We start from the raw sequence: 24,156 nt of genomic DNA on the forward strand, positions 1-24,156 counted from the left end.
CTCATCCATGTTCAAAAAAATTAAATTCCAACCAGTATATATCTACTAAATATTTCCTGTCAAACAAAAAACGTTCAATTCCCATTGGATGCGGAACGGAACGTTTCTCAATCTTATATCTTTTTCACAAACTCAGACTTCAACTTCATCGCACCCAAGCTGTCGATCTTGCAATCAATATCATGATCCCCATCAATCAGGCGGATATTCTTCACCTTGGTGCCCTGTTTGACCACAAGGGAGCTACCTTTTACCTTCAGATCTTTAATGACCGTAACGGTATCGCCATCATTTAGCACATTTCCGTTGGCATCACGGATTACTTTTGTATCCTCTGCGTTCTCATTGTCTGCTTCCAAAGACCATTCATGCGCACACTCTGGGCAGACCAGCAGGTTACCATCCTCGTACGTGTACTCAGAATTACATTTCGGGCAGTTAGGCAAATTAGACATATGTATTAAACTCTCCATTCTACGATTGGCTTTCCCGCAAGTATACGGGATTTCGGCGATATGTTCCATACGCTTGGTCACTGCATGAATGGATTTAAACCAAATTTAAGGTTCATGCCTCCCTCACTTTAAGGGTAACTACTTATGATGTAACTATTAGATACGCGCTATAAATACATGATATGAATCTCTATTTCTCCATGAGAGTTACTATATTTACTACCAAAGGAGTGCCTACTCATGTCTTCATATGTTTTCCCTGTGCAAACGGCTTTTTTTATCTTTGTCGTCGCAGCCATGTTCTTGCTGGTACCGTGGTTGATCTATGGATATCGCAAAGACGGCTTCTTCAGTTGGTCGCGGTTTGGCGTCAGCTTTTCCTTTATCTTTTATATTCTGGCTGCCTACTGCCTTGTCATTCTCCCGTTTCCGACTACGCGAGATACCTGTGCGCAGCAAGCCGCTGACACGATCTACTACAACCTGGTTCCATTCACCTTTGTCAAAGACATCATGAAAGAAACACCCATTGTATGGTCTCAGCCTTCCAGCTATCTCAGCATGATTCAGGGCAGAGCCTTTCTGCAAGTTCTATTTAACGTCCTACTTCTCATGCCGCTAGGTGTATATATCCGTTATTTTTTCCAAAAGAGATCGTTCTGGACGTATGCCTTGCTTGGCGGATTCGGGCTTTCCTTATTCTTCGAGATCACACAAATCACCGGATTCTACGGGTATTATAATTGTCCTTACCGTCTCTTCGATGTAGATGATCTGTTATTGAATACGTCAGGAACCGTACTTGGATTTGTCACAGCTCCCATCCTGCTTGCTTTATTCCCATCACGTGCAAGCATTCAGGAAAAGAGCGAACAGATTGTCGAGCAAAACCGAGTGTATACTATGCCTCAATTGCTCGCACTGATGATCGATGGAGTCATTGTTGTCTTCCTTTCGAATCTGATCTCCATCTTTACAGCGTCTGATGCGATCAGTGATGCACTAAGTACATCCATTTCTATGGTCATGGTCCTATTCTTCATCCCTTGGGTGCGAAATGGGGTAACTCCAGGTTCGACCATCTTGCGATTCCGCTATGTGGATCGTCAGACCGGCACACCTACCAGTGAATCGTTATTCAAGAGATTTGTCGCAATCTATGTTCCATGGCTACTATTTACGATCGTTCGCTTGGTCAACGATTATGCGTTTTCCGGTCATCCGGATGTTATGCTTCAGCCTTATCGCGCATGGATCTCTGTGGGAATGTTTGGTCTATCTATGCTGATCTCCTTCATACTGTTCATCCATATCGTAATTGTCCTGTTCTCCCGTGGAAAACGTTCCTTCTACTTCGATGAGGTATCCCGCACGCGGGCCTCTCGTAAATAGTTAATATGTCTGCTGTGCATCCGTAACCCGGCATTAGAAAAGTCGACTTCCATGATAAAGAATGGAGGTCGACTTTTTTTATAATTGTGGCCTTATAGCTAGTTATGCATTGCATGGATGCGACAGCACGTTCGGACTACAGCCCCAGTAACTCACGTTTGGATGCCTCAGGATCATGTACAACTTCAATCTCATGGTTGAAGATCAATGTCGCACGATCCTGCTCATAAGCAGGCCAGTCCAACCCTGCGGTGGCTGGTTTACCGTTCTTGGCAAAAGAAATCCAAGCATCCTGTACTTTGAGCGCCAGTTCTGCTGCGGCCTCGTCCGGCTCGGCATTCATATATTTCAATGCAGGCAGTGTGTTGAAGACAAAGTACATTTCAATGCTGTGAACCGATTTATGAAGCAACGGATGCTCTGGCATCACCCAATCGAAACGATACATCCACACTGGCGCATGTTGCTGCTGTGCAGCCGCATATTGTACCGAAGAACGCCAGAAATATAGATCGGTCATGACCTGCGCCTGACCATCTGCCGTTTTGGGATAGCTGTCTGCAATAGCTGCCCGATTCTCCAGATCCGGCGTCATAAAGTCAACGGCTTGTACCATATCGATCTCTGGTGAATACGGAATATGTGGCTGGATGAATAGCGAACCTTCATGCAACGTTGTGCCGATTAGCACAGGAATATCCTGCGCCGCACCCTCGATTACTGCCTGAAGCGGCGTCTGAGGCAGAGTTACTCCATCCAGTACAGGCTGGAATAACAAGGCCATCCCTGCACCGCTCTGCTGTTTGATCGTTTCTGCGGCTGCAATGATTTGCTCTGCCGGAATGGTCTTTAGCTTCTGGAGATTATCTGGCTCTATGCCAAGAATCTTCAGCATGCCATCGCGCACAGCAGATGCTTGTTCTGCTGGCATGAACTGTGAAGCTCCACTTTGCATAATGACACGTTGGAACAGTCCCTTGGAGGCAGGCATAGCCATCAACGCTGCGATACTCATGCTGCCCGCCGATTCACCGAATACCGTGACTTGGTTCGCATCACCGCCAAAAGCAGAGATGTTATCTTTCACCCATTGCAGCGCCGCCACCTGATCCAGCAGACCAACATTCGTTGCAAATGAGTCACCAAGCGGTGCCATATGCATGAATCCGAGTGGTCCAAGTCGGTAGTTGATCGTCACGACGATTAAGTCACCTCGAAGGGCCAACTGTGTACCATCATATACAGGGAAACTTCCGGAGCCGGCTACAAAGGAACCACCATGAATCCACACCATAACCGGTAGTGGTGCAGCCCCCTTTTCCTCAGGTGCCCAGATGTTCAGATATAGACTATCTTCTGATTCATTCGGGGTTCCTGTCACACCTTCTGGTTGATGGTTTCGTGGCTGTATATTCTCAGGTCCAAATTGAGTGGCCTGTCTTATTCCCTCCCATGACTCAGGTTGAACCGGAGCCTGGAAACGTAACTCATCTACTGGGGGTTTAGCATAGGGTATACCCTTCCATACGCTTGCACCATGCAAAAGCTCGCCTTGAACAGTGCCGTGCTTCGTTGCAACTTGAAGTTCTTTCATGCCGCTTCTACTTCCTCTCCATGAATAGGTTAGACTAGCGATTAATCAGTTAATGTGTACTTATTTGAGTATAGTTTGTACGCGCACTCGTTTACAACTTTACCCAGACTTATGTGCTCACACTACGTTTCACGTGGAACTTTATAGTCAAAATCCGATCAATTTCTATCTACATTCTTACATTAACAATACACTTAATGAGTTCCAGATCATATGGATTAACATCCCTGGCAGCAGTGATTTCGTTTTATAAAATATATAACCCAACACGAGTCCAAACATGGAAGTAGCTAAAAAGACATCACCGTGCAACAAACCGAAAATCACTGAGGAGATCACTAAGGACAGCCATGTTCCGTATTTGTTTGAAAGAGTTGAGAAAATTAACCCTCTAAACAGTAGTTCCTCGTAGAAGGGAATACCTATACAGATGGCTAAAATGACAAAGATATTTTGAAAAGTCATGATTGAGTCCAGAGCGCCCAAGTTAAAGATTTCTCTCTGACTCTCGTTGGATTCCATCCCCGAACCTAGTATGAAAATACTGGTTAACCCAAATAATACGAGTCCACTTATGATATAAAGGGCGGCTGTCCTCATATTTATTTTGTAATACAGTGACTCACGTATGTATTTTCTGAACCTTTTGTTAAGAGCGAGAAACCACGTGTAGGATATCAATTGAAATAACAATATTATAAATGCTTCATTTACATCTTTTACTCCTAACCCCCCAAAAATTAAGGATGCAAGTATAAAAGTAATTGCGGGAAGTATAATTATTAAGCCTGTTTTTATAGCTATCTCTTTCAAATTATAATCACTGTCTAGCCGCATTAGCAGGTTCCACCTCTTATAGTAATGTGCTCATGGGGACTATCAAAGGAGTTGTGCACTACTTCTCAAACTGCGTTAAAAAAATGTTCAAGAAAGTTTCCTAGCTTTTGTCCCAACCCATAGAATCCTTCTGTAAAGAAAACTGCACCTTTTATGAAAACATTAAATGCATAAAAGATAATGATTGCTAGCATGGGTATAATCAAAGGTAACATCGATTTTCCAAATGAAGTCCAGTTGATCTTTTGCATGGAAAGTTACTCCCTTCAATGAAATTGTTTGTCCTTATTCACCTACAAATAAAACGAGATCATACTCAAGCTCATTGCGATTTTTTCCAAGCCCAATATAATTGCCTCCTCTTTTTTTAAGAAATTCAATATTACCACTCTCTCATATCCAACATGACAGGAATCAGATAACAAAGGTACATTCTACCAGAATCTAAACACTCTAATCCATCAAGTTAATTTCAATACTAGTTTTGTATGGAATTAGAACCATATTATCAATAAAGAGCCACCCATAAGAGTGACTCTTTCTCTCTAAACTACTGAGAGTCTTACTATACGTTCTACTTTGGTAGCCTTTTTTAGGTACCACCCTAGGTACACTATTTAACTACCCTTCACAGGATAACGCACCGTAAACTCAGCACCCTCGATCCATTTGCTCGTAACAAAGTTCCGTCCCTTCACAACCACTCGATCCCTATAAATCTCCACATGAAGCCCTTCACTGCCTTCCAAATGTTCATCCTGATCCGTCCATAGATAACCTACAGACGACGCATTGAACATGGTTGGCATGTGGCCTGCACCATCGTACATCGTATGCTGTGCCTCCAATTGCCAGTGGGTATGGCCCGAGAAGAGGATCGCTTGCGGGTATTTAGCCAGAACGGCCTTGAGTTCCACATCCTGATTCACACCATACCATCCCTGTTCCTTCAGCGATCCAGCTACCGTATCCATAAGCGGCTGGTGCAAGAAGAGAAAGATGGGTTGATTCGGCGTTGCTCGCTCAGACAATTTCGACTCTAGCCACTCCAACTGTTCAGCCGACATATCGCAATCCTTCGGATGAGGTTGCTCGGTGCCCAGGAAAATATAATGATACCCATCAATCCAATGATCGTGGTAAGAGCCTCTCATGCCTGTTGTCCCTTCAAAATCACTTAATCGACGTTGCCATAACCCGGCGACCGTAATGGATGCAGCTTCGTCTGAGATATCTTGGCCCACCTGCTCCAAAGGTGCAGCAGACAACGTATAGGTTCCGCCGGATAGCTGCTCAATCAGTGCAGCTGATTCAGCAGCGGTTTGTTTTTTGACTAGCTCCATGTCTGCTTCTTGCTCCAACAACTTGGCTACTTCATCCTCTTTCATCTCGAGCAAAATGATCGGCGGATCTTGCCATACCACGGCTCCAATATCATGATTCCCTACCGTGTAACGGATGTCCGGCAAGTTCTTCGCATGTTGCTTCCATATACGTTGCAACTCACGATATTCGCTCGGCAGCCCTCGATCCGTCACATCGCCCACATGCATGATTCCGCTACTACCCTCACTGAACGTAGCTATGTCGGCTAACGCTTGCTCCAGATGCCGGTTATGAATATGATCTGCCTCATCCCGCACATGTGTGTCCGTAATGACCTGAAAGCTGGCAAGAGGTTGCTCAGAGATATGTTTATTTCCCATCAAGAATCACTCCATTTCAGTCCAATAATGCCAATCAGAATAAAACCGATCCATACCATCGACGTGAGCCGCAGACGTTCACCGAAATAGTAATGCCCTACGACGCCAATGAGCGTAATGCCGACCCCAGACCAGATCGCATAGGCTACAGCCAGCGGCATATACTTCACTGCAAAGTTGAGGAACGTAAAGCTTGCTCCATAACAAACAAACATCAACACCGAAGGCCATAACCGTGAGAATCCATCCGATACTTTTAGCAAAATAGTAGCACTCAACTCTAGTCCGATGGCCAGAGCCAACAGAACCCAGCCCAAGTAAGCGTGACTGTTCGTCATCGATTCAACCCACCATTCAGCAATTCATGGAACGATTGAATCGTTCTATCCGCCAAGCGGATTTTTCCCGGTTCGCCAATCCCAATCCTGTACCCCGCACCAGCGGTTCGTGCCATCTCCATGTCTCCGTCCGTATCTCCAATGACCACCGTATGCTGCACAGATACACCTAACCGTTCACAAGCAAGTAGAAGCATATCGGGAAAAGGTTTCCCCCGCTCCACCAGATCTGTGCCAATCACCACGTCAAAGAAGGAATCCAGCCCCATCCACTGCAAGTGCTTGACTGCACTAGGTGTATCATCTGCCGTCACGACACCCATAACCACGCCTTCGGTACGGCACTGTTCAAGGAATTCTCGAACTCCCGGTAACGGACGTGCCGGACGATGTTTCTCCATCTCTTCCTCTGCTTGCGCCAAACACTCCCGAACCATGATCTTGGCTTCCGCCCAGCTGAGACCCGCACGATATCCATGCCACGTCAGTACGGCGTACACTTCATCCATTGTGCCCATGGCCAGCGGCCCCCGGACGTCATACCCATTCATTCGGCCTTGTTCATCGTGGAAAGTTCCCCAGATCTGTGGAAGTTCATCTGTGTTAATACGAAGTCCTTGGGTAGCTAGCTGGTCTCTGAAGTCGTTCAACACACAATCGGTCCAGAACCCCCACATGCCCGTAAAATCAAGTAATGTCCCATCCTTATCGAACAAAACAGCTTCAATCGGATTCGGTAATCCGTCCATATACGTCTCATCTTGCATTGGTTAAACTCCTTGTCTGCGATCTTGTATAAACGGAAAGGACGGTACAGCATGTACCGCCCCTTTCGCTTGATTCACTTGCCTGTATAAGTTTCTTATTTCGTTATACGATCCAGTTCTTTCTGCGCTTTCTCTTTCGCTTCCTTCAGCGCCTGTTCAGCAGGCATATTATTGATTTGTACTTTATCAGCTGCATCTTTCAATGCATCGTTGATTTTGCCACCTGTTGGATCCTGGAATGGAGCCGAAGCGTGAGCTGCTTGTTGCAGTGGTACGGTGATCTGTGGATTTTCTTCACTGAATTTCATGAACTCTGGATCTTGTTGAGCCGATTGACGTACTGCAATATATCCAGTGTTCATGGACCATGAAGCTGTGTTGGACGTCTCAGAGAAATACGTAAACCATTTATAAGCAGCTTGTTGTTGCTCTGGACTCGCTGCTGCCGGAATACCTGCCAAAATGGCATTCGCTACCGGTTTACCTTCACCAATGCCTTCCCAACCTGGTTGTTGCATCGCAGCGACTACGCTAAAGTCCAAGTCACCTTGGTCACCACTAGATCCGGTGTAACCTGCTGCTTTGTTTTTCATCACATTATCAATTGTTTTGTACCAATATTCCCAACCTTGACCACCATACTCGATACCCATGATTTTGTCTTCGTTAATCCATTTACGGAACAGGTCCCATGTCTCGATCCACTCTGGGGAGTCAATCATGACGGTTTTGCCATCGTCGCTAAGAATCTGACCACCCTTACCCAATACGGCATCAATCATGTTGTCTTTACCCCACATCGGTTGCCAGCCAGAGAAGGTTGTCTTGCCATTCTCTTGTTTACTCATCTTCGCTGCTGCTTCAGCCAACGCTTCCCATGTTGTCAGACTCGCTGGATCGATTCCGTTCTCTTTTAACGTATCCATGCGGTAATACATGATTTGGGTCGTTCCATACATAGGTAGGAAGTATTGCTTACCATCCACTTCCCCTTGGTTCAGGAACGTTTGAATGAAATCATCTTTCTTAAAATTCGGGTCTGCCGCGATCATCTCATCCATCGGTGCATAGTATCCTTTGCGCGCCCAGTCTATGTTAGCACTCAGTACAGCGGCCGGAACCTTCTTGGAAGCAATCGCTGCTTGCAGCTTCTGTTCCGTCTCCGTGTAATCTGCTTGTACAATTCCCTTCACAACGACTTCGTTCTGGGAGGCATTGAACGCATCAATCGTTTTTTTCATGTTATCGCCCAGATTACCACCCAGACCATACCAGAATTCAATCTCCACCGGATCTTTCGCCTGAGCTTCGGTTCCACTGGCAGCAGCCGTCGTGCTTGATTCTGCAGGTGCTTGTGTTCCACAAGCCGTCAGTAGCGCAAAGCTGGTCGCGAGTACCAGCGACATGCCACCCTTCCAGTTCAACCTCAATCTCTTTTTCCATGTCATGCTTGCCTGACTCCAATTCATTGTCGTTCCTCCCGTTTTAGGTGAAATGTTGGTTTGCATAAATTGAACTAAGAAATATTTACACTAGCCACTCCAATGACAGAACAACCTTCCGATCGCTGTTATCCCCAGATTTTTTTGATTCCTTTTTATAAAGGTGAAATTCGGGGATAAAGGCGAGCGCTTCGCTTCTTCAGATTATTTCTGTCCTCTCCGTTTTGTGTAAATGTTTATTTCAATTTATATAGTAGGGTAGTTAATATCAGTTCTTGTTCACACCAGCCGTGATATTCACGCTCTGCATGATGGTCTTCTGGGTGAACAGGAAGAGAATAAGTAGTGGTGCGATCGTGAAGGCACTCGCAGCCATAATCTGTGGCCAAGCCAGTCCATATGCCCCACCTTCTACAAAGAAGCTGCGCAGACCAGCCGATACCAGCTGCAGGTCAGGATCTTTGGTGATGAGCATAGGCCAGAAATAGTTGTTGTACTGTTCAATGAACGTAATCAGAACCATCACGGCGAAGCTTGAGCGAACAAGCGGCGTGATAATCGTCCAGAGAATCCGGAAGTGAGATGCACCGTCCAGTTGTCCGGCTTCCACCAATTCATGAGATACCTGCATGAACGCCTGCCGGATCAGGAAGATCGAGAACACGCTGACGCAGTTGGATACAATTAAGCCTGTGTAGGAATCCAACAGGTTAAGTTCGCTAAGCACCAGGTAACTAGGCAGATACACGGCTGTACTCGGTATCATATAACCCACCAGAATCAGGGATGTCAGTACACCTTTGAGACGGAATTTCATATGTGTCAGAGCGTACGCCATCATACTGGAGTTGACGATCTGAAATAGACAGATGGCTAATGCTACCCCGGTACTGTTCAGGATGTAACGGGCAAATGGTGCCGCATTCCAGGCGTCTACATAGTTGCTCCACAGGAATGTCTCCGGCCAGAAGGTCGGCGGGAACTGCCAGATCTCATCATTGGTTTTGAATCCGCTAATGACCATCCAATAGAAGGGAAAGGCTGTACCCAGCGCGATAACGGCTAACAGGAGATAGCGGATCATTTTACTTATTTTAAAATTGGTATGTGACACGTTCTGCAACTCCTTGCGCTTCATCCGTTTAGACTTTTTGTTGGGCAATGTCATTGTCATTAGTAGTGCACCAGACGTCTGCCAAGCAGGAAGGATACTCCCGAGAGCAACACGCAGATCAGAATAATCACAACGGCGATGGACGAAGCTTCACCTACGTTAAAGGATTCGAATGCAGACTGGTAATACATGTACAGCAACGTTCTCGTTGATCCCGCCGGTCCGCCCTGCGTCATGACATTAATCTGGTCATAGGCTTGCAAGGACTGGATTGTAAGAATAATCGAGAGAAAGAATGTCGTTGGTGAGATCAGTGGCAATGTGATACTTCTGAACTTGTCCCAACCGTTTGCCCCATCGATCGAAGCTGCTTCGAGTAGATCGGACGGTAGATTTCGTAGTGCAACCAGATAAAATACCATCGCCCACCCAATTGACTTCCAAAGGGTAACGATCAGAACGGCAACCAATGCCCAGTCTGCGTCACGCAACCAGCCAATCGGAGATACACCAGCCCAGCCCAGCATGAGATTAGCAAGTCCCACTTCGGGCTCGAAGATCCAGGACCACGCAATGGACACCGCAACTGTCGGGGTGACCCAAGGTGAGAAGAGTAATGTCCGGAAGATGCCGGATGATTTGATTTTGCTATTCATGAGCATCGCAAGTGCCAATCCGCCCACAATGGTTGGGATTACACTCCCCAGTCCGAATAACAAGGTGACTTTCAGTGATCGATAGAATTCAGAGTTCGTCAGCAGATAACTGTAATTGTCCAATCCAACGAACAACTTGTCCGGGCTCATGAAGTCCCAATCGGTGAAACTGAGATAAACGATATATCCCAGAGGTCCCAGCCAGAAGATCAGCAATGGGATTAGAGCTGGCAGCGTGAATAGAACCGCTTCAGACTCCCTCCATAGTTTTAAACGCAAATCCCCCACTCCTTACTGTCCAATTTTTCTTTAATGATTGGGAATTTTTGATTATAATCAGCTTTATATTTCTTATGTACAAAATTGATTGTACACTTGTATTGAAAATTCTAATTCCGGGTTATGTTAAAATTAGAGCAAGTCATGTAAAATATAAGGCAGCTAGTGGGAACGCTATCATAAACCAGAGGTGACATTGTGGGAAAAGAAACTGCCGGGAACCCGAATCATTCTTCGTTATCCGATCGGCATGCGCTGAGGGAGAGAGTCATTGAGGCCATCGCTAATACGATGGATCTGTATGGAGTTAATCATACGTTTGGCAAATTATACGGCATCATGTATTTTGAGGATCGACCGATGACACTTGAAGAGATGAAAACCTCGATGAATATGAGTAAGAGCAACATGAGCTATGCGGTTCGTTCGCTTACAGAGTCACAGATGATCTATAAACTTGAAGAAAAGAAGGACCGTCAGGATCAGTATCTGGCTGAGACCGACTTTTATCGTACATTTCAGAATTTCTTCGGGGCCAAGCTCCAGCGGGAAGTGGATGTCATGTTAGAAGGCATTCGTGAGGTCATCCCTGACCTGTCGGCCATGATCCTTTCGGAACATACCTCTTCCGATGATCGAGATGATGCACTGCGTGATCTGCACAAACTCCAACATGCGGAGCAGTATTACGTCTGGCTACAAGGATTCGTGGATCAATTGCGGGACGGTAAATTTTACGAAAATGCTTCGCAGACACCCATTAAAGATTAGTTCACTACATGGTGGAATAACGCCGCTATGATTCGTGTGTTGAGTCACACTAAACGCAAAAAGGAGCTGTCCCTAGCCAATGTATGGCTTTTGGAACAGCTCTTTTTTATTCTATCTATTATACTGTCATATCCTATCCATTATTAGGGGTTCTCTTTTCCATATGCTACTGCGTTAATGACCCCTTTATCATCTTGAAAATATTACTTCTGTGCTGCAGCTTCGATATCTGCATATGCCCAGTGTGTTGCTGGTACATCGATGAACGATGTTGTTGCTGCACCAGTTAACGGTGTACGGTTAAACAGTACATTCAACACTTTCACCGCTTCAGCACGCGTCAACTTGCTATCCGGTTTGAAGGTACCATCGTTGTAACCAACCATCAGCCCAGTAGATTGCACGTAAGCAATCGCATCAGCTGCCCAGAGGTCTGCGGATACATCTGTGAAGGAAACTTCAGTTCCATTCACGTTTGTTGCAATCGCTTGTTGCTGCTGCATCCAGCGATACGCAATCGTCGCCATTTGAGCACGAGTGATCGAACCTTCCGGTGCAAATTGGGTGTTGCTCATGCCGTTCATGAAACCAGCGGATTGAGCTTTTTGAATCTCACCCGTTGCCCAGTGTGTTGTAGATACATCCTTGTAGCTCACGCTATCCGCGGAACCTGCTGCCCCTTCAGTTGGAATATTACGAGCCAGCATTGCTGCCATTTGTGCACGCGTTACGAATGCATCTGGGCGGAAGTCCTCACCAAAACCTTGAATGTACGGTTGGTGTGTACCTTGTGAAGCTTTCAGTCCATCCACAACAACGAGGGTGAACGTACTGAATTTTGTTACAGTAAATTCGATACCTTCGCTGTTATCAGCGAGTTGTACCAGTTTGCCTTGGATCAACTCTTTTGTGCCGTCACTGTGTTCGATATAGATTGCCAGGTTGTCCAATGCTTGCTGACGAGCAGCCGGATCGGTTGGCAGACTACCACGAAGTGGCAACGTGAGTGTCACTTCACGGCTCTGCATATTTGTGTCGATCTCAACGGGACGAGCCAGTACGCGCACATTCGTGTTTGGAGCAATCTGTTGAATCAACTGCTCTTTCTTCGCACGTTCTTCCACTTCCTGGCGCTGGGATTCCTGTTTCAGTGGAACAACACGGAAGTACAAGTCTTGATCAAATCCGGCGATGGAATTCGTCGGAACGGAAATCACTACGTTCTCTGTAGAGATTTCAAGTTTCAGCGAACCATCATTCAGTTCTTTTACAGCTGCCTTAGGCACTTCAATACGTGTCTCGGACACGGCATCTTTGGTGTCTGGAATGACAATGCGTGCGGTGTTCATGTTCAATTGCTTCGCTTTTTCCACCGATTCCTTGGCAATCGCTTCGGTCATTTTCACCAAATCTTTGATCGTGCCGTTGGTTTCGGTCGTGCGTGTGATTGGTGTCTTGGTCAGATTGGTGCCGTTAGCTCCATTAACGTCAACCACGATCTGTTGCTGATTCGTGGTTGGTGCAGGGGTAGACGTTGGCGTAGTCGTAGACCCTCCGCCACCTGTGTTTCCACCCGGGTTAGGTGTTGGTGTATTTGATGTGAACGTAAGTGTTGTCCATTTCCATATCGGTGTATTGCCTTTGGCTCTTACACGAACCACAATTTTTTGGTTGCCTTCAAATCGATCTGTTTCGCTAAATTTATTCCAAGTCGCCCCATTATCTTTGGAGTATTCCATCGTTTCATCTGCACCGATAACCACATTGGCTGTATCATCAGCAGTCACTTTAGGCGCTGGGGGAGCAAAGAACAAGTCAAATGCTCTTTGAATATCTTTAATTTTTTCATATCCTCCATCAGGTCGTTCACTAAGCATCCACTCTGCGAGTTGTTGCTGCTCCGCATTCGTTGATAATGTTACTATCTGGTCAAGCTTCAGAGGGGATTCCTGAAGACTTAACCCTGGATTGTTGGCTAAAAGTATTTGGTACTGCATTTGAAGCATTTGGTATAAATTCAAGTTATTTAATATCTCATTCACTGTCTTTGCTTGGTTAATAGAAGGGAATTCTTCAGATAGCGTAAACATTAGACCTACAGCCGATTCAGTGTCCATTGCAACAGAAGTAAACTGCGCAATATAAGCAATTAACTGCTGATCCGCCTGGTTAGCTTTCAGATAAAAATCTGCTGCTCTCTTGAACTGTTCAAACTCTTCTTCAGAAAACAGATTAGCACCTTTTACAATGACCTGATCGTAAATGTTATTTAATGCAGAAGCCATATCACGGTAATCTAACCGATACCCCAAAAGGATATTGATACTTATATCTACAATAAATTGAACCTGATCTTCATTGTAAGATCCCGATCTCGGAGTCAACTGCACTAACGTAGCAGCAACTGTCTTTTGTTCTTGATCTGTTAGCTCACTAAACGCTTCAGGCTGATTAAGCAGATCTGTATCTTTCAAAATAGATAATACTGTTTCCGCTTCTCTAACAGCTACAGCCTGATTCAACTGCATCAACGGCGTTATTGTTGGAGTCGGAATCGGTGGAAGCGTTGGGAATGGAGGCATGGGTGGGAATGTTGGGAATGTTGGAAATGTTGGAAACGGTGGTATCGGTATTATTGGCGGAGGGATGATAACAGGCTCATTCACCTGCTCCGATGGTGTTTCTTGCGATGTTGTTGTTGTTGAACTATTATTACTTGGTTCATTGGAGTTCGACGGTGTGTTGATGGATGAATTCGATTCACTTGAACTCGTCGTTGATGAAGAAGTCTCAGAATTAGGGTCTGAATCAGCACTTACATATGTTGCAGCAGCTCCCTGCATTAACATTAGAGATACAACCAATAAACTAAACGTTTTGCAGATCTTACTCATTTTTATCCTCCTCAGATGTGTTGACAATAAATAGATTGTTTATATTTTTCTCTGGAAATATAGGCCTATTGTAGTACACAACTCTGAACGGATTCTGAACAATGGAGCAAATAAAAGTAAAAGTGTCCATAATAAAGAATTAAAATAGAATAAAACTCAATTTTTTTCGCCATTTTTCGTACAAAATATCATTTAAGACCTATATAGATATTTCTTAAATCCCAATATATCGGCCGTCCACTTACTTCCAACTGCTGCTCTGCCGTAAATTAAATTGAATTTCCGATAGATAGAAAGTAACCTATTCGTCAGAACGCAAAAGGCCACCTCGAAGGATGGCCTTTTGCGCTCTAATCATTATCTTTACACTTTTAGTTCTGTAGCAGTTATTACTTTTGCGCTGCAGCTTCGATATCTGCATATGCCCAGTGTGTTGCTGGTACATCACTGAACGTTGGCGTAACTGCGCCAGTTAGGGGTGTGCGGTTGAACAATACATTCAACACTTTCACCGCTTCCGCACGCGTCAGCTTACTGTCCGGTTTGAATGTACCATCGTTGTAGCCAACCATCAGGCCCGCAGATTGCACATAAGCAATGGCTTCTGCTGCCCACAGTTCTGCGGATACGTCTGTGAAGGACACTGCTGTACCATTCACTGTTGTTGTATTCGCTTGTTGCTGCATCCAGCGATACGCAATCGTCGCCATTTGAGCACGCGTGATCGAACCTTCAGGCGCAAATAGAGTTACGCTCATGCCGTTCATAATACCAGCGGATTGAGCCTTTTGAATCTCACTTGCTGCCCAGTGTGTTGCAGATACATCCTTGTAGCTCGCGCTACTGGTGGAAACTGCTGCCTCTTCATCCGATAGATTACGAGCCAGCATCGCTGCCATTTGTGCACGTGTTACGAATGCATCTGGGCGGAAATCTGCACCAAAACCTTGGATGTACGGCTGGTGTGTACTTTTCGAAGCTTTCAGTCCATCCACAACAACGAGGGTGAATGTACTGAATTTGGTTACGGTAAATTCGATGCCTTCGCTATTATCAGCAAGTTGCACCAGTTTGCCTTGAATCAACTCTTTCGTGCCATCACTATGTTCGATGTAGATCGCCAGATTGTCCAATGCTTGCTGACGAGCAGCCGGATCGGTCGGCAGGCTGTCACGCAGTGGCAACGTGAGTGTCACTTCGCGGCTCTGCATATTCGTGTCGATCTCTACCGGACGAGCCAGTACACGCACATTCGTATTCGGAGCAATCTGTTGAATCAACTGCTCTTTCTTGGCACGCTCTTCAACTTCCTTGCGTTCGGATTCCTGCTTCAATGGAACGACGCGGAAGTACAAATCTTGATCGAATCCGGCGATGGAACTTGTCGGAACGGAAATCACTACATTTTCAGTGGAAATCTCCAGCTTGAGCGATCCATCATTCAGTTCTTTTACCGCTGCTTTAGGCAGTTCAATACGTGTCTCGGACACGGAATCTTTGGTATCTGGGATAACAATGCGTGCGATGTTCATGTTCAATTGCTTCGCTTTTTCCACCGATTCCTTGGCAATCGCTTCGGTCATCTTCACCAAATCTTTGATCGTGCCGTTGGTTTCGGTTGTACGTGTAATTGGTGTTTTGGTCAGGTTGGTGCCGTTTGCCCCATTAACGTCAACCACGATCTGTTCTTGTTTCGTTGTTGGTGCAGGTGTAGAGGTTACTGGTGTAGTTGTGGACGAACCTCCACCTGTGCTACCACCCGGGTTAGGCGTTGGGGTATTGCCATTATCTGTGCTGCTATCACCATTCTGTGTAAAGACAATCTTTACCGCGCGTCCTGGCAGTTCATCACTAACTGCTTTATGACGAACCCATACCGTTTTATTACCACTGAAGTCCGTTTTCTGAATAGAGGCAACGTCAATCCAATGCAGTTTATCGTCAAAGGAGATTTCCATCGTGCTGTCCAAGCCCGTTATGGTGTTATTGATGTCATTCCCCTTCACATTTGGAGCCGTAAAGAATCGGTTAAATACATATTGTAGATTCCCAACATCCTCGTAACTGTCTTGTTCATTAAGGACCCATTCAGCCAATTCCTTCTGGCCTTCAGGACTGAGTTCTGCTCTTTTGGATAAATCAAGAGCGCCTCTAAGATTAAATTTGTATTTGCTGAAGAATGCTTCACCTGCAATCTGATTTTTCATTGCTACATCCAGCCATTGATCCATTCGCGGTATAGAGGTAGCTTGCTCAAATGAATCGATAGGCATAGAGAGGAGATTCAGGACAATATCAGGATCAACAATATCCCCTTTAGACACGCCTTCCAACCTTTCGAATGCAACTAGATGCAAGTAATTATATGCCAGTACACCTTTATCTACTTTGCTACGTTCCAAATGTTGTTGTCCAAGGCTGCGTAGCACATATGTCTGTTGGTCATTAAAGTATTCAGGTCCTTCTACCAATTGCTGTGCGAGCAGATCCAGCTTTTTCTGAAGAACACTGAGTTCCCTCTGCTCCCAAACAGATTGTGCCAATACACCAAGTTCAATCATATATTGGACCTGTTCTTTATTTTTGTAATCTTTATTTACATATTCAATCAGGAATCCCGCAATGAAATCTCTAACCTGCAAAGACAAAGCTCCGTATCCATTGGGTAAAGTAATACCCAAATCGGGATTCTCCATAGCCACACGCATACCCACTACATCACCATTAGTTTTTGCAGTATTTAAGACAGTCAATGGATCGCTTTCGTTATCATCAGGGAAAAATTTATTAAAGGCGTTTTGAATTTCTTCAAAACTTTTATATCCCTCATCCGGTCTTTCACTAAGCATAAGATCAGCCAATTGTTCCCGTTCTTCGTTTGTAAGATCGTGCACTTTACCTACATCCAAAGGAAAACTTCCAAGTGGGTTTTCCGGGTGCTCGGAGTTGTATGACTCGACATCTGATTGAATGTCATACATTTTGTACAACGAGTTCAACATACTTTCTGTCGTTTCAGCTCTATTTATAAATGGAGTATCATCCACTGCGGTTTCCATATAAGAAAGAATTTTTCTTATTTCAAGGTTCCTTCTGAGTTTACTTTCAAATAAAAAGGCGGTCATACGTCTATCGATCACGTCAGATTTGAGATACAGGTTTATACGTTCATAATATCCATCTTCGGCACCAGGATAATCAAAATGTTCCATCCGCTCTGCTAGTTTCCCATAAAAATCATCAAGTATTTCTCTTGAGGCTGATCCCCCGATTTTGCGAGGAAGTTCAAGTGCTTGCAGAGCCAGTTGCACCATGTATTGAACTTGTTCCTTATTCTCATACCCTTCACTAGTCGGAGGATCTATACGCAATAAATATTCTATGATGTCCTCCTGATCCTCGTCAGACAACGATTTGAAATCGGGATCAGCTATGAAATTTTTGTTACTAAGTAACTCGATTAGTTCAGGTGTGAAATCTGTATGCTCACTCTGATCCTTTCTTTTTTTAATATCGTTAAATTGCTCCAACAAGGCTGAACTATTGGGTTCGAAAAAAGCATCAAACGTAGTTTGAACTTCAGATACCGTTTCATAACCGTTCTGCGGCTTATGATCAATCATCCATTGTGCAAGTTCTTCTCTCTTTTGATTATTGTCTTCAATGGCCTCCATCTTCTCCATCTGAACTGGAAAAGGCTCCATAGTACTAATCATTCTGGTCATTCGGTTGTGTTTCATCATGGAGTCAAGTGCTACTTTCATACTTGATACATCACTAAGAGTATTAATTGGTCGATATTCATCGATTAATGTTTTCATCAAAGTAAGCTGTGAACCATAAGGTACAGAATCTTGTGATCTGTTTAGGAAAGCCCCAAACATAGCAATATTCACAAACATTGGCTTATCGGCACCACTCAACATGTTATAGGCGACGCTTGCCTCAACCATTGGTTGTGCTTCGTCATAAGGTAGAAAACCTCCCGCCTGACTATACAATCCATATATCTCATCCAAAAGATACTGTGCATTATTCGAATTCATCACTTTAGGCATTTGTAACAAGTTATATAGAAGTGTAAAAACATACTCAACTTGGCTTTGATTCTCGTAATCCATCCCGCGTGGCAGTAAAAGAATCATTCCTCGAGCCAGTTCTTTCTTTTGCTCATCATTCAGCAGGTTATAGGTGGTGGAGATATCAGTGATATCTATTAAACCACCTTCACTCAATATACCTTGTACTTCCGGAATGGCTACTTCAATATCCTCGTCTGAATTTCTGATTTGGTTAAGTTGGTCCAATGGAGTAAACGGGTCTGCACTTGCAACCTCACCCACACTAACCACCTGTAATAACAAAACAGCAATTAAAACGCAGCTTATTAGCTTTTTGTAATACATTAATCTGTTCCTCCCTATCTCATGTTTTTTACACACAAATCCATTACCTCTGATACGTAAGGCCTATTGTATTGCACTGCGATAAACAGAATCTAAACAAAAAGAGCAAATAAAAGGAAAAAGATCCACCCTGTAGTACAAAAACAGGATAGATCTCAACTTTTTTCGTCATATTTCATCATTTTATTTTAAAAAATATTCTTTTGGACCTATATAACTCCAGCTCTTAAATTAAGGTGTACCCGCCATCCACGTATAGCGTGCTGCCCGTCGTAAACGTATTTGTCATCAGATACGTAACGGTATGTGCAATTTCTTCATTGTAGCCAACCCGCTTGAGCAGGGACAGCTTCTCATAATCTTTAAAATGATCGCCGCGTGGCGTGCCTTCCTGCCCTTCCCGCCAGATGGTCCCGGGGGATACGACATTCACACGAACCGGTGCTAATTCCACCGCGAGTGCTTTACCCAGACTCTCAATTGCACCGTTACATGCAGCGTAGGAAGCACCTCCATCCAGTGGTCGCTGGCTGAATCCACCAGACATCAACGTGATCGAACCGGAAGTCGAAAGATGCGGTGCAGCGTATTTAGCCGCAAAGTATTGAGGCCAGAACTTGCCTTTGAAACAGCTCTCTGCCGTCTCCCGATCCGATGTCAGTGGTCCCCGGGTATAGGTAGCTCCGGGCGTGAACAGATGATCGAACGCTCCGATCCGAGCGAAAAACGTTTCGAGTTGCTGTTCATCCTGATTATCTAATACATGAACTTCAACCACCGATTCTCCATGCTCGCCTTTGCCTCCAACCTTCGTAATCTGCTCCCTCGCTTCCTCCAGTCTGGACGCTGATCTGCCTGCTATAATTACATCCGCACCTGCTCCCACTGCCTGGATTGCCGTAGCCAGTCCGATGCCTGAGCTCCCGCCAATAACAACGACCCGTTTATTCTCCAATGTATAGTGACTCATCTATGATCATCCTCTCATCTCCGGTTATATAAGTGCATGTGCTCTCACGTTGTGTTCATTATTCATGAAATGAAGAACGTTGAATAGTACGCATTTACATCGTACCTAGTACGAATATTCGTACTATTGGAGCAGCTCACCACGGTTTTCCCCCATTTTTTCATAGAGACGATCGAGCAGAGATCACGAAAATCCGGTATGATGGAGATACATATAGACATATAAACCGAGGTGATTACTATGGATTTACAAGAACCAAGGTTACAAGGAGTACTGACAACGCTGGAGACCATTAATGGGAAATGGAAACCACTTATCTTGTTTATTTTATTGAAGGAAGGTACGAAACGATTTGGTGAACTACGACGCATGATTCCTGATGTAGCCCAAGGTACGTTAACGAAACAACTGCGCGAGCTGGAGCAGGATCAAATTATTGTGCGCACGCTTTATGGGGATGTTCCACCGAAGGTGGAATACAGCTTGTCCGAACACGGACAGACCATCGGCACGTTATTGGACGGCATGTGTGGTTGGGGCAAAGAACATCTGAGCTACCTAAACAGCACACAAGGCGCCATAACGGACAAGGGTAACACGAGCGAAGCGACTTGAATAACAACTATAAAATGAAATGCTACAGCAAGGTATCAGGTATCCAACAATCCAGCCATTCCAAGAACACCTTTATCCTGACCGCCCTGCTTGTGTAAGCATTACCATTCCTCTATAATTTCGTTCAGATGCACAATATGGATATCGGGCGGAATCATCATCAGAGAAGATGCGCATTTAGCACGATGAGATGGAAGGGGAGGAGCTTCGTTGTTGCAGCTTTCGGAAAAACAGGCACAGGATATTGTCGATAAAATGATGCAGGACATCCCCTACAACATCAACATTATGAATGAACACGGCATTATTATGGGGAGCGGGCAGAAGGAACGTGTGGGCACGATTCATCAGGGTGCTGTCCGCGCGTTAACGACAGGAAGCATGATTGAAGTCTGGCAGGATGGCATACTTGAGAAAATGGGGACCAACGAACCGATTCTAATCAATCAGCAGCATGTCGGAGTCATTGGCATATCCGGTCATCCGGATGAAGTTCGGCCTTTCTGCAACATCGTGCGTACTACCGTGTCTCTCTTGATCGAACAGCGTAATCAATTGGAAAGTATGGCGCATGAAGCTTCACGTAAAAAAGCCTTTATCGAACGACTGCTGAATCAATCGGGTTCCTACTCACAAAAGGTCAAAAAGGAAGCCCTGCAATATCGTATCGATCTGCAGTTGCCAACCGTTCTTCTATATGTCCGTTTCCCCGGGAAATCCATCGCGGCTGACACTGAGATCAACCGAATATTGCTCCAAGTTCCCTCATTCTCTGTTGAAGGTGATGGCGACACACAGATCATCCTGATCCAGAATGAAGCAGACGTTGATACGATGGTCCAGCGTTTGAGACAGGTCACTCCCGAAGCATTCATCGCGGTCAGCCGAAAAGAAGCCAATATCGCCACCGGGTATGAACAGGCCCGGTCTGTGATGAACATTCTACTGGCACTTCAACCAGACTCACCGATCATTCGGTATGAGGATGTCCCCTTTCTGGTACGATTCAGTGCAGCTGATCTAACACCTCATGCTAACATCGTTAGCAAACTTGAGGATACAGCTGACCTGCTGGATACGTTGCGCAGTTTTATCCATCATAACGGCAGCATGACCACGACAGCAGACCATCTCAATATTCATCGCAATACCCTTCAATATCGTCTCAAACGCATACAGACCCTGACAGGCAAAGACCCGCGTAATTGGTTGGAGCTCATCGAGCTTACCCACGGACTACTCGCGTTCTATCAGTAGCGTCAGAACAGCTTCGAGGATGGCAAAAGACGAGACACAGATCACCTGATTTCAGGCATATCCGTATCCCGTCTTTTTCACATCTCATTCCAATACGTCGGATTTATGCAAAATGCTCACCTAAGATAGTAGGCCCAGTTTCAGCACCCGGGCAATATTCTCGGTTGTACGCTCCACATTCTCCGGCCCTTCTCGCAATAGTCGCTCGAGTTCTGCTGCCCCAGGCACAATACCAAATATGGCATCAATGCCTTCCCCGTACAGGGTGTCGATCCCTTCGCCCACGCAGCCTGCAACGGCAATTACAGGTTTACCCGCTTCCTTGGCTGCCCGAGCAACGCCATAGGGGGTCTTGCCAAATTTCGTTTGAAAGTCGATACCGCCTTCGCCCGTAAATACCACATCCGCAGCAATCAATTTTTCACGCAACCCGGTATATTCAATGACAATTTCAATTCCTTTACGTAGTACAGCTTGTGTAAAAATCAAGAGTCCCGCACCCAATCCGCCAGCCGCTCCGGCACCGGGTATATCACGGATATCTTTGTGCAGCTGCTGCTTTACGACATCTGCATAATGGGACAGGTTCGCATCCAGCTGCTCAACTATCTCTGGGGTAGCCCCTTTTTGCGGCCCAAACACCCTTGATGCACCATGCTCCCCACAGAGCGGATTGGTCACATCACAGGCTACAATGAACTCCACTTCCTGCAAACGCTCATCCAGACCCGACACATCAATCTGGGCCAGTTGATCCAAAACCCCGCCACCCCGCGCAAGAGGTTGACCCTGTGCATCCAGAAACTTCGCACCAAGTGCTTCAGCCATGCCCGCACCACCATCATTGGTCGCGCTGCCACCAATGCCGATGATGATTTTACGTATGCCAAGATCCAGACATGCTCGAATCAACTCTCCCGTTCCATAGGTTGTCGTCCGTAGCGGATCTCGGTTTTCTTTGGTTACCAGATGTATGCCACTGGCCGATGCCATCTCGATGGCCGCCGTTGTTCCGTCACCCAGAATGCCATACTGGGCAGTCACTGTCTGACCTAATGGCCCGCTCACCTCTTGCTGGTGAAGGGAACCGCCGGAAGCATCCACAAGGGACTGCACCGTACCTTCCCCACCATCCGCCATGGGTACATGAATATAACCTGCCGTCGGATATATTTTACGCAAACCTTTTTCCATAGCGATACATACTTCTTTCGCTGTCATGCTTTCTTTGAACGAATCCGGTGCCAAAACAAATGTCTTCTCTCTAGTATCTCCAGTTTCTCTCATCTCTCTCACTCCATCCGTTAGATTAAAGAATTAAAGAATAAATCCGTACAGTAACGTCGCTACGATAGCCATCGTGCCACCTACAATCGCTTCATATGGAATAACGCCCATCCGCTGACGAATCGTCATCTTCATGCTGTCAGCCGACACGTGGAAGTAATTGCCCTGTGGCAAGGAATCGATAACGGTTGCCCCGGTGTGCACCATAACGGCAGCTGCGAGCGGCGCTGTTCCCATGTTCAGGATCGCGTCACCGAAGGAGCCCGTTGCCAGAATAACCCCCGTTGACGTTGAAGCTGTCGCTGCCGCCATCAGAATCCCCGCAATCGGTGCGAGGAAGGTACCGGATATTCCCGATGCTTCAATCAGACCAACCACTTGACCTGACAGATCTGAAGCAGAGATGAGTCCTGCAATTCCTCCTGCACCCACCAGAATGAGCACGGTTGCTGTCATTTTATTTAATCCTGCGGTTGAATATTTTACGATGTTTCTGCCTTGTCCCATTGCCAGCATACCGATAATTCCTGCAATCGGCAGGATATACATTGCATCCACTTTGAATGTGGACAATGCTTCAATGCCCGCAATAGAGCCAATAGGATTGATCATCAACAGAATGATCGCAACCAACGGGGCAACAATGGCTTTGCCAAGTGGCGGGTATTGAGATGTATCTACATCACCCTGATCTGCTTCCTGATTAGAAACCATAACCCCTTTGTTCTTAAGCATTGAAGCTACAATTACAGTTACAATCAAGCCGCAGATCGCTGGAATTACGCCTGCCAACATGACGTTGCTCAGATCCAGATCGAACCCTCGCGCTGCTGCAATGGTATTGGGATTCGGGGAGATAATGTTCCCCGCCTTACCCCCACCCGATAAGGCCAGCAGTAATGCCAGTTTGGATATACCCATTTTATTACCTACAGACAAGGCAATCGGTGCAACGATCAGTACAGCTACGGGGATAAATACCCCAACCGCGGTAATGATCATCGTGGCCAGTGCCAGCGCCAGAATGGCTTTGCTTCCGCCAAATTTACGTACGATCGCCTGCGCTATCGTCTCCGCGGCTCCCGATTCCATCATCACACCTGCAAGCACCCCGGCAGCCAGTACCCGGAGTACGGTTCCCATGACACTTTGCGTGCCATCCACCAGTATATTTACGGTCTCTTCCAGATTCGCTCCGCCAATTAAAGCGCCTACAATTGCACCCAGAAATAAAGAATAGACCGGATTCAGCTTCCTCAAAATCAAAATGATCGCAATAGCCAGTCCTGCCAGAGCACCAATCCAGCTAATCGTTAATGGTTCCATTGTCAATTGCCCCCTATGCACTTGTTGAACACGCTTTCATTATAGTTGCT

The 24,156-nt window shown here is 45.7% G+C and carries 19 protein-coding genes; 4 read left to right on the forward strand and 15 right to left on the reverse strand.

Translation table 11 applies throughout. The features are described from left to right. Positions 1–113 precede the first annotated feature (113 nt). Entirely contained in the window at positions 114–455 is a 342-nt protein-coding gene (locus MHI06_RS28825; RefSeq protein ID WP_062836648.1) for a zinc ribbon domain-containing protein YjdM, read from the reverse strand. Positions 456–695: 240 nt separating this feature from the next. Here MHI06_RS28825 and MHI06_RS28830 point away from each other — a divergent pair, with 240 nt between their 5' ends. Beyond that, complete coding sequence (locus MHI06_RS28830; RefSeq protein WP_340399901.1) at positions 696–1,847, forward strand: VanZ family protein; 1,152 nt, start codon at positions 696–698, stop codon at positions 1,845–1,847. A 136-nt stretch (positions 1,848–1,983) separates the two neighbouring features. On the opposite strand, the gene MHI06_RS28835 is transcribed toward MHI06_RS28830, so the two are convergent. From MHI06_RS28835 to MHI06_RS28875, 9 genes are all read right to left on the reverse strand, one after another. After that, positions 1,984–3,441: a carboxylesterase/lipase family protein gene (locus tag MHI06_RS28835; RefSeq protein WP_340399902.1), complete on the reverse strand. Its 1,458-nt coding sequence runs from the start codon at positions 3,439–3,441 to the stop codon at positions 1,984–1,986. A gap of 177 nt (positions 3,442–3,618) precedes the next feature. Further along, positions 3,619–4,278 carry a type II CAAX endopeptidase family protein gene (locus tag MHI06_RS28840; RefSeq protein WP_340399903.1) on the reverse strand — a complete coding sequence of 220 codons (660 nt, stop codon included), beginning with the start codon at positions 4,276–4,278 and terminating at the stop codon, positions 3,619–3,621. A 65-nt stretch (positions 4,279–4,343) separates the two neighbouring features. Then, positions 4,344–4,529, reverse strand: coding sequence for a hypothetical protein (locus tag MHI06_RS28845; RefSeq protein ID WP_340399904.1), 186 nt, complete (start codon positions 4,527–4,529; stop codon positions 4,344–4,346). A gap of 366 nt (positions 4,530–4,895) precedes the next feature. Then, a complete protein-coding gene (locus MHI06_RS28850; protein WP_340399905.1) occupies positions 4,896–5,984 on the reverse strand; it encodes a metallophosphoesterase family protein in 1,089 nt (362 codons plus the stop codon). After that, positions 5,984–6,322 (reverse strand): multidrug efflux SMR transporter, encoded by a 339-nt coding sequence (locus MHI06_RS28855; protein WP_051447260.1) that lies wholly within the window; start codon positions 6,320–6,322, stop codon positions 5,984–5,986. Before MHI06_RS28855 ends, MHI06_RS28850 begins: the two co-directional genes overlap by 1 nt. Continuing rightward, entirely contained in the window at positions 6,319–7,089 is a 771-nt protein-coding gene (locus tag MHI06_RS28860) for an HAD family hydrolase (protein WP_340399906.1), read from the reverse strand. Before MHI06_RS28860 ends, MHI06_RS28855 begins: the two co-directional genes overlap by 4 nt. A gap of 95 nt (positions 7,090–7,184) precedes the next feature. Continuing rightward, a complete protein-coding gene (locus MHI06_RS28865; protein ID WP_264931128.1) occupies positions 7,185–8,558 on the reverse strand; it encodes an ABC transporter substrate-binding protein in 1,374 nt (457 codons plus the stop codon). 241 nt (positions 8,559–8,799) lie between these two features. Then, positions 8,800–9,615: a carbohydrate ABC transporter permease gene (locus tag MHI06_RS28870; protein ID WP_248278243.1), complete on the reverse strand. Its 816-nt coding sequence runs from the start codon at positions 9,613–9,615 to the stop codon at positions 8,800–8,802. 89 nt (positions 9,616–9,704) lie between these two features. Further along, positions 9,705–10,580: a sugar ABC transporter permease gene (locus MHI06_RS28875; RefSeq protein WP_340014999.1), complete on the reverse strand. Its 876-nt coding sequence runs from the start codon at positions 10,578–10,580 to the stop codon at positions 9,705–9,707. A gap of 198 nt (positions 10,581–10,778) precedes the next feature. Here MHI06_RS28875 and MHI06_RS28880 point away from each other — a divergent pair, with 198 nt between their 5' ends. Beyond that, complete coding sequence (locus tag MHI06_RS28880) at positions 10,779–11,351, forward strand: transcriptional regulator (protein ID WP_340399907.1); 573 nt, start codon at positions 10,779–10,781, stop codon at positions 11,349–11,351. A 203-nt stretch (positions 11,352–11,554) separates the two neighbouring features. Here the strand turns inward: MHI06_RS28880 and MHI06_RS28885 are convergent, their stop codons facing one another. The 3 genes from MHI06_RS28885 to MHI06_RS28895 all read right to left on the reverse strand — a co-directional run bounded on the left by MHI06_RS28885 (position 11,555) and on the right by MHI06_RS28895 (position 19,621). Beyond that, entirely contained in the window at positions 11,555–14,245 is a 2,691-nt protein-coding gene (locus MHI06_RS28885; protein ID WP_340399908.1) for a DUF4073 domain-containing protein, read from the reverse strand. A 389-nt stretch (positions 14,246–14,634) separates the two neighbouring features. Then, positions 14,635–18,651 carry an S-layer homology domain-containing protein gene (locus MHI06_RS28890; protein ID WP_340399909.1) on the reverse strand — a complete coding sequence of 1,339 codons (4,017 nt, stop codon included), beginning with the start codon at positions 18,649–18,651 and terminating at the stop codon, positions 14,635–14,637. Between the two features lie 226 nt (positions 18,652–18,877). After that, complete coding sequence (locus MHI06_RS28895; protein ID WP_340399910.1) at positions 18,878–19,621, reverse strand: SDR family oxidoreductase; 744 nt, start codon at positions 19,619–19,621, stop codon at positions 18,878–18,880. Between the two features lie 240 nt (positions 19,622–19,861). Between MHI06_RS28895 and MHI06_RS28900 the strand changes: the two genes are divergently transcribed. Both MHI06_RS28900 and MHI06_RS28905 read left to right on the forward strand, forming a co-directional pair. Then, positions 19,862–20,236: a helix-turn-helix domain-containing protein gene (locus MHI06_RS28900; protein ID WP_340399911.1), complete on the forward strand. Its 375-nt coding sequence runs from the start codon at positions 19,862–19,864 to the stop codon at positions 20,234–20,236. Between the two features lie 210 nt (positions 20,237–20,446). Beyond that, positions 20,447–21,493 carry a sugar diacid recognition domain-containing protein gene (locus MHI06_RS28905; RefSeq protein ID WP_340399912.1) on the forward strand — a complete coding sequence of 349 codons (1,047 nt, stop codon included), beginning with the start codon at positions 20,447–20,449 and terminating at the stop codon, positions 21,491–21,493. A gap of 120 nt (positions 21,494–21,613) precedes the next feature. Here the strand turns inward: MHI06_RS28905 and MHI06_RS28910 are convergent, their stop codons facing one another. Further along, positions 21,614–22,780: a glycerate kinase gene (locus MHI06_RS28910; RefSeq protein WP_340399913.1), complete on the reverse strand. Its 1,167-nt coding sequence runs from the start codon at positions 22,778–22,780 to the stop codon at positions 21,614–21,616. 30 nt (positions 22,781–22,810) lie between these two features. Next, a complete protein-coding gene (locus MHI06_RS28915; protein WP_340399914.1) occupies positions 22,811–24,106 on the reverse strand; it encodes an SLC13 family permease in 1,296 nt (431 codons plus the stop codon). Between the last annotated feature and the right edge of the window lie 50 nt (positions 24,107–24,156).

The organism is Paenibacillus sp. FSL H8-0079 (genome assembly GCF_037991315.1).
In the GTDB taxonomy this organism is placed as follows: Bacteria; Bacillota; Bacilli; order Paenibacillales; family Paenibacillaceae; genus Paenibacillus.

Coding starts and splice junctions, on each gene's coding strand:
- MHI06_RS28825 (WP_062836648.1), bottom strand. CDS start 455: ATGTCTAATTTGCCTAACTGCCCGAAATGTAATTCTGAGTACACGTAC.
- MHI06_RS28830 (WP_340399901.1), top strand. CDS start 696: ATGTCTTCATATGTTTTCCCTGTGCAAACGGCTTTTTTTATCTTTGTC.
- MHI06_RS28835 (WP_340399902.1), bottom strand. CDS start 3,441: ATGAAAGAACTTCAAGTTGCAACGAAGCACGGCACTGTTCAAGGCGAG.
- MHI06_RS28840 (WP_340399903.1), bottom strand. CDS start 4,278: ATGCGGCTAGACAGTGATTATAATTTGAAAGAGATAGCTATAAAAACA.
- MHI06_RS28845 (WP_340399904.1), bottom strand. CDS start 4,529: ATGCAAAAGATCAACTGGACTTCATTTGGAAAATCGATGTTACCTTTG.
- MHI06_RS28850 (WP_340399905.1), bottom strand. CDS start 5,984: ATGGGAAATAAACATATCTCTGAGCAACCTCTTGCCAGCTTTCAGGTC.
- MHI06_RS28855 (WP_051447260.1), bottom strand. CDS start 6,322: ATGACGAACAGTCACGCTTACTTGGGCTGGGTTCTGTTGGCTCTGGCC.
- MHI06_RS28860 (WP_340399906.1), bottom strand. CDS start 7,089: ATGCAAGATGAGACGTATATGGACGGATTACCGAATCCGATTGAAGCT.
- MHI06_RS28865 (WP_264931128.1), bottom strand. CDS start 8,558: ATGAATTGGAGTCAGGCAAGCATGACATGGAAAAAGAGATTGAGGTTG.
- MHI06_RS28870 (WP_248278243.1), bottom strand. CDS start 9,615: ATGATCCGCTATCTCCTGTTAGCCGTTATCGCGCTGGGTACAGCCTTT.
- MHI06_RS28885 (WP_340399908.1), bottom strand. CDS start 14,245: ATGAGTAAGATCTGCAAAACGTTTAGTTTATTGGTTGTATCTCTAATG.
- MHI06_RS28890 (WP_340399909.1), bottom strand. CDS start 18,651: ATGTATTACAAAAAGCTAATAAGCTGCGTTTTAATTGCTGTTTTGTTA.
- MHI06_RS28895 (WP_340399910.1), bottom strand. CDS start 19,621: ATGAGTCACTATACATTGGAGAATAAACGGGTCGTTGTTATTGGCGGG.
- MHI06_RS28900 (WP_340399911.1), top strand. CDS start 19,862: ATGGATTTACAAGAACCAAGGTTACAAGGAGTACTGACAACGCTGGAG.
- MHI06_RS28910 (WP_340399913.1), bottom strand. CDS start 22,780: ATGAGAGAAACTGGAGATACTAGAGAGAAGACATTTGTTTTGGCACCG.
- MHI06_RS28915 (WP_340399914.1), bottom strand. CDS start 24,106: ATGGAACCATTAACGATTAGCTGGATTGGTGCTCTGGCAGGACTGGCT.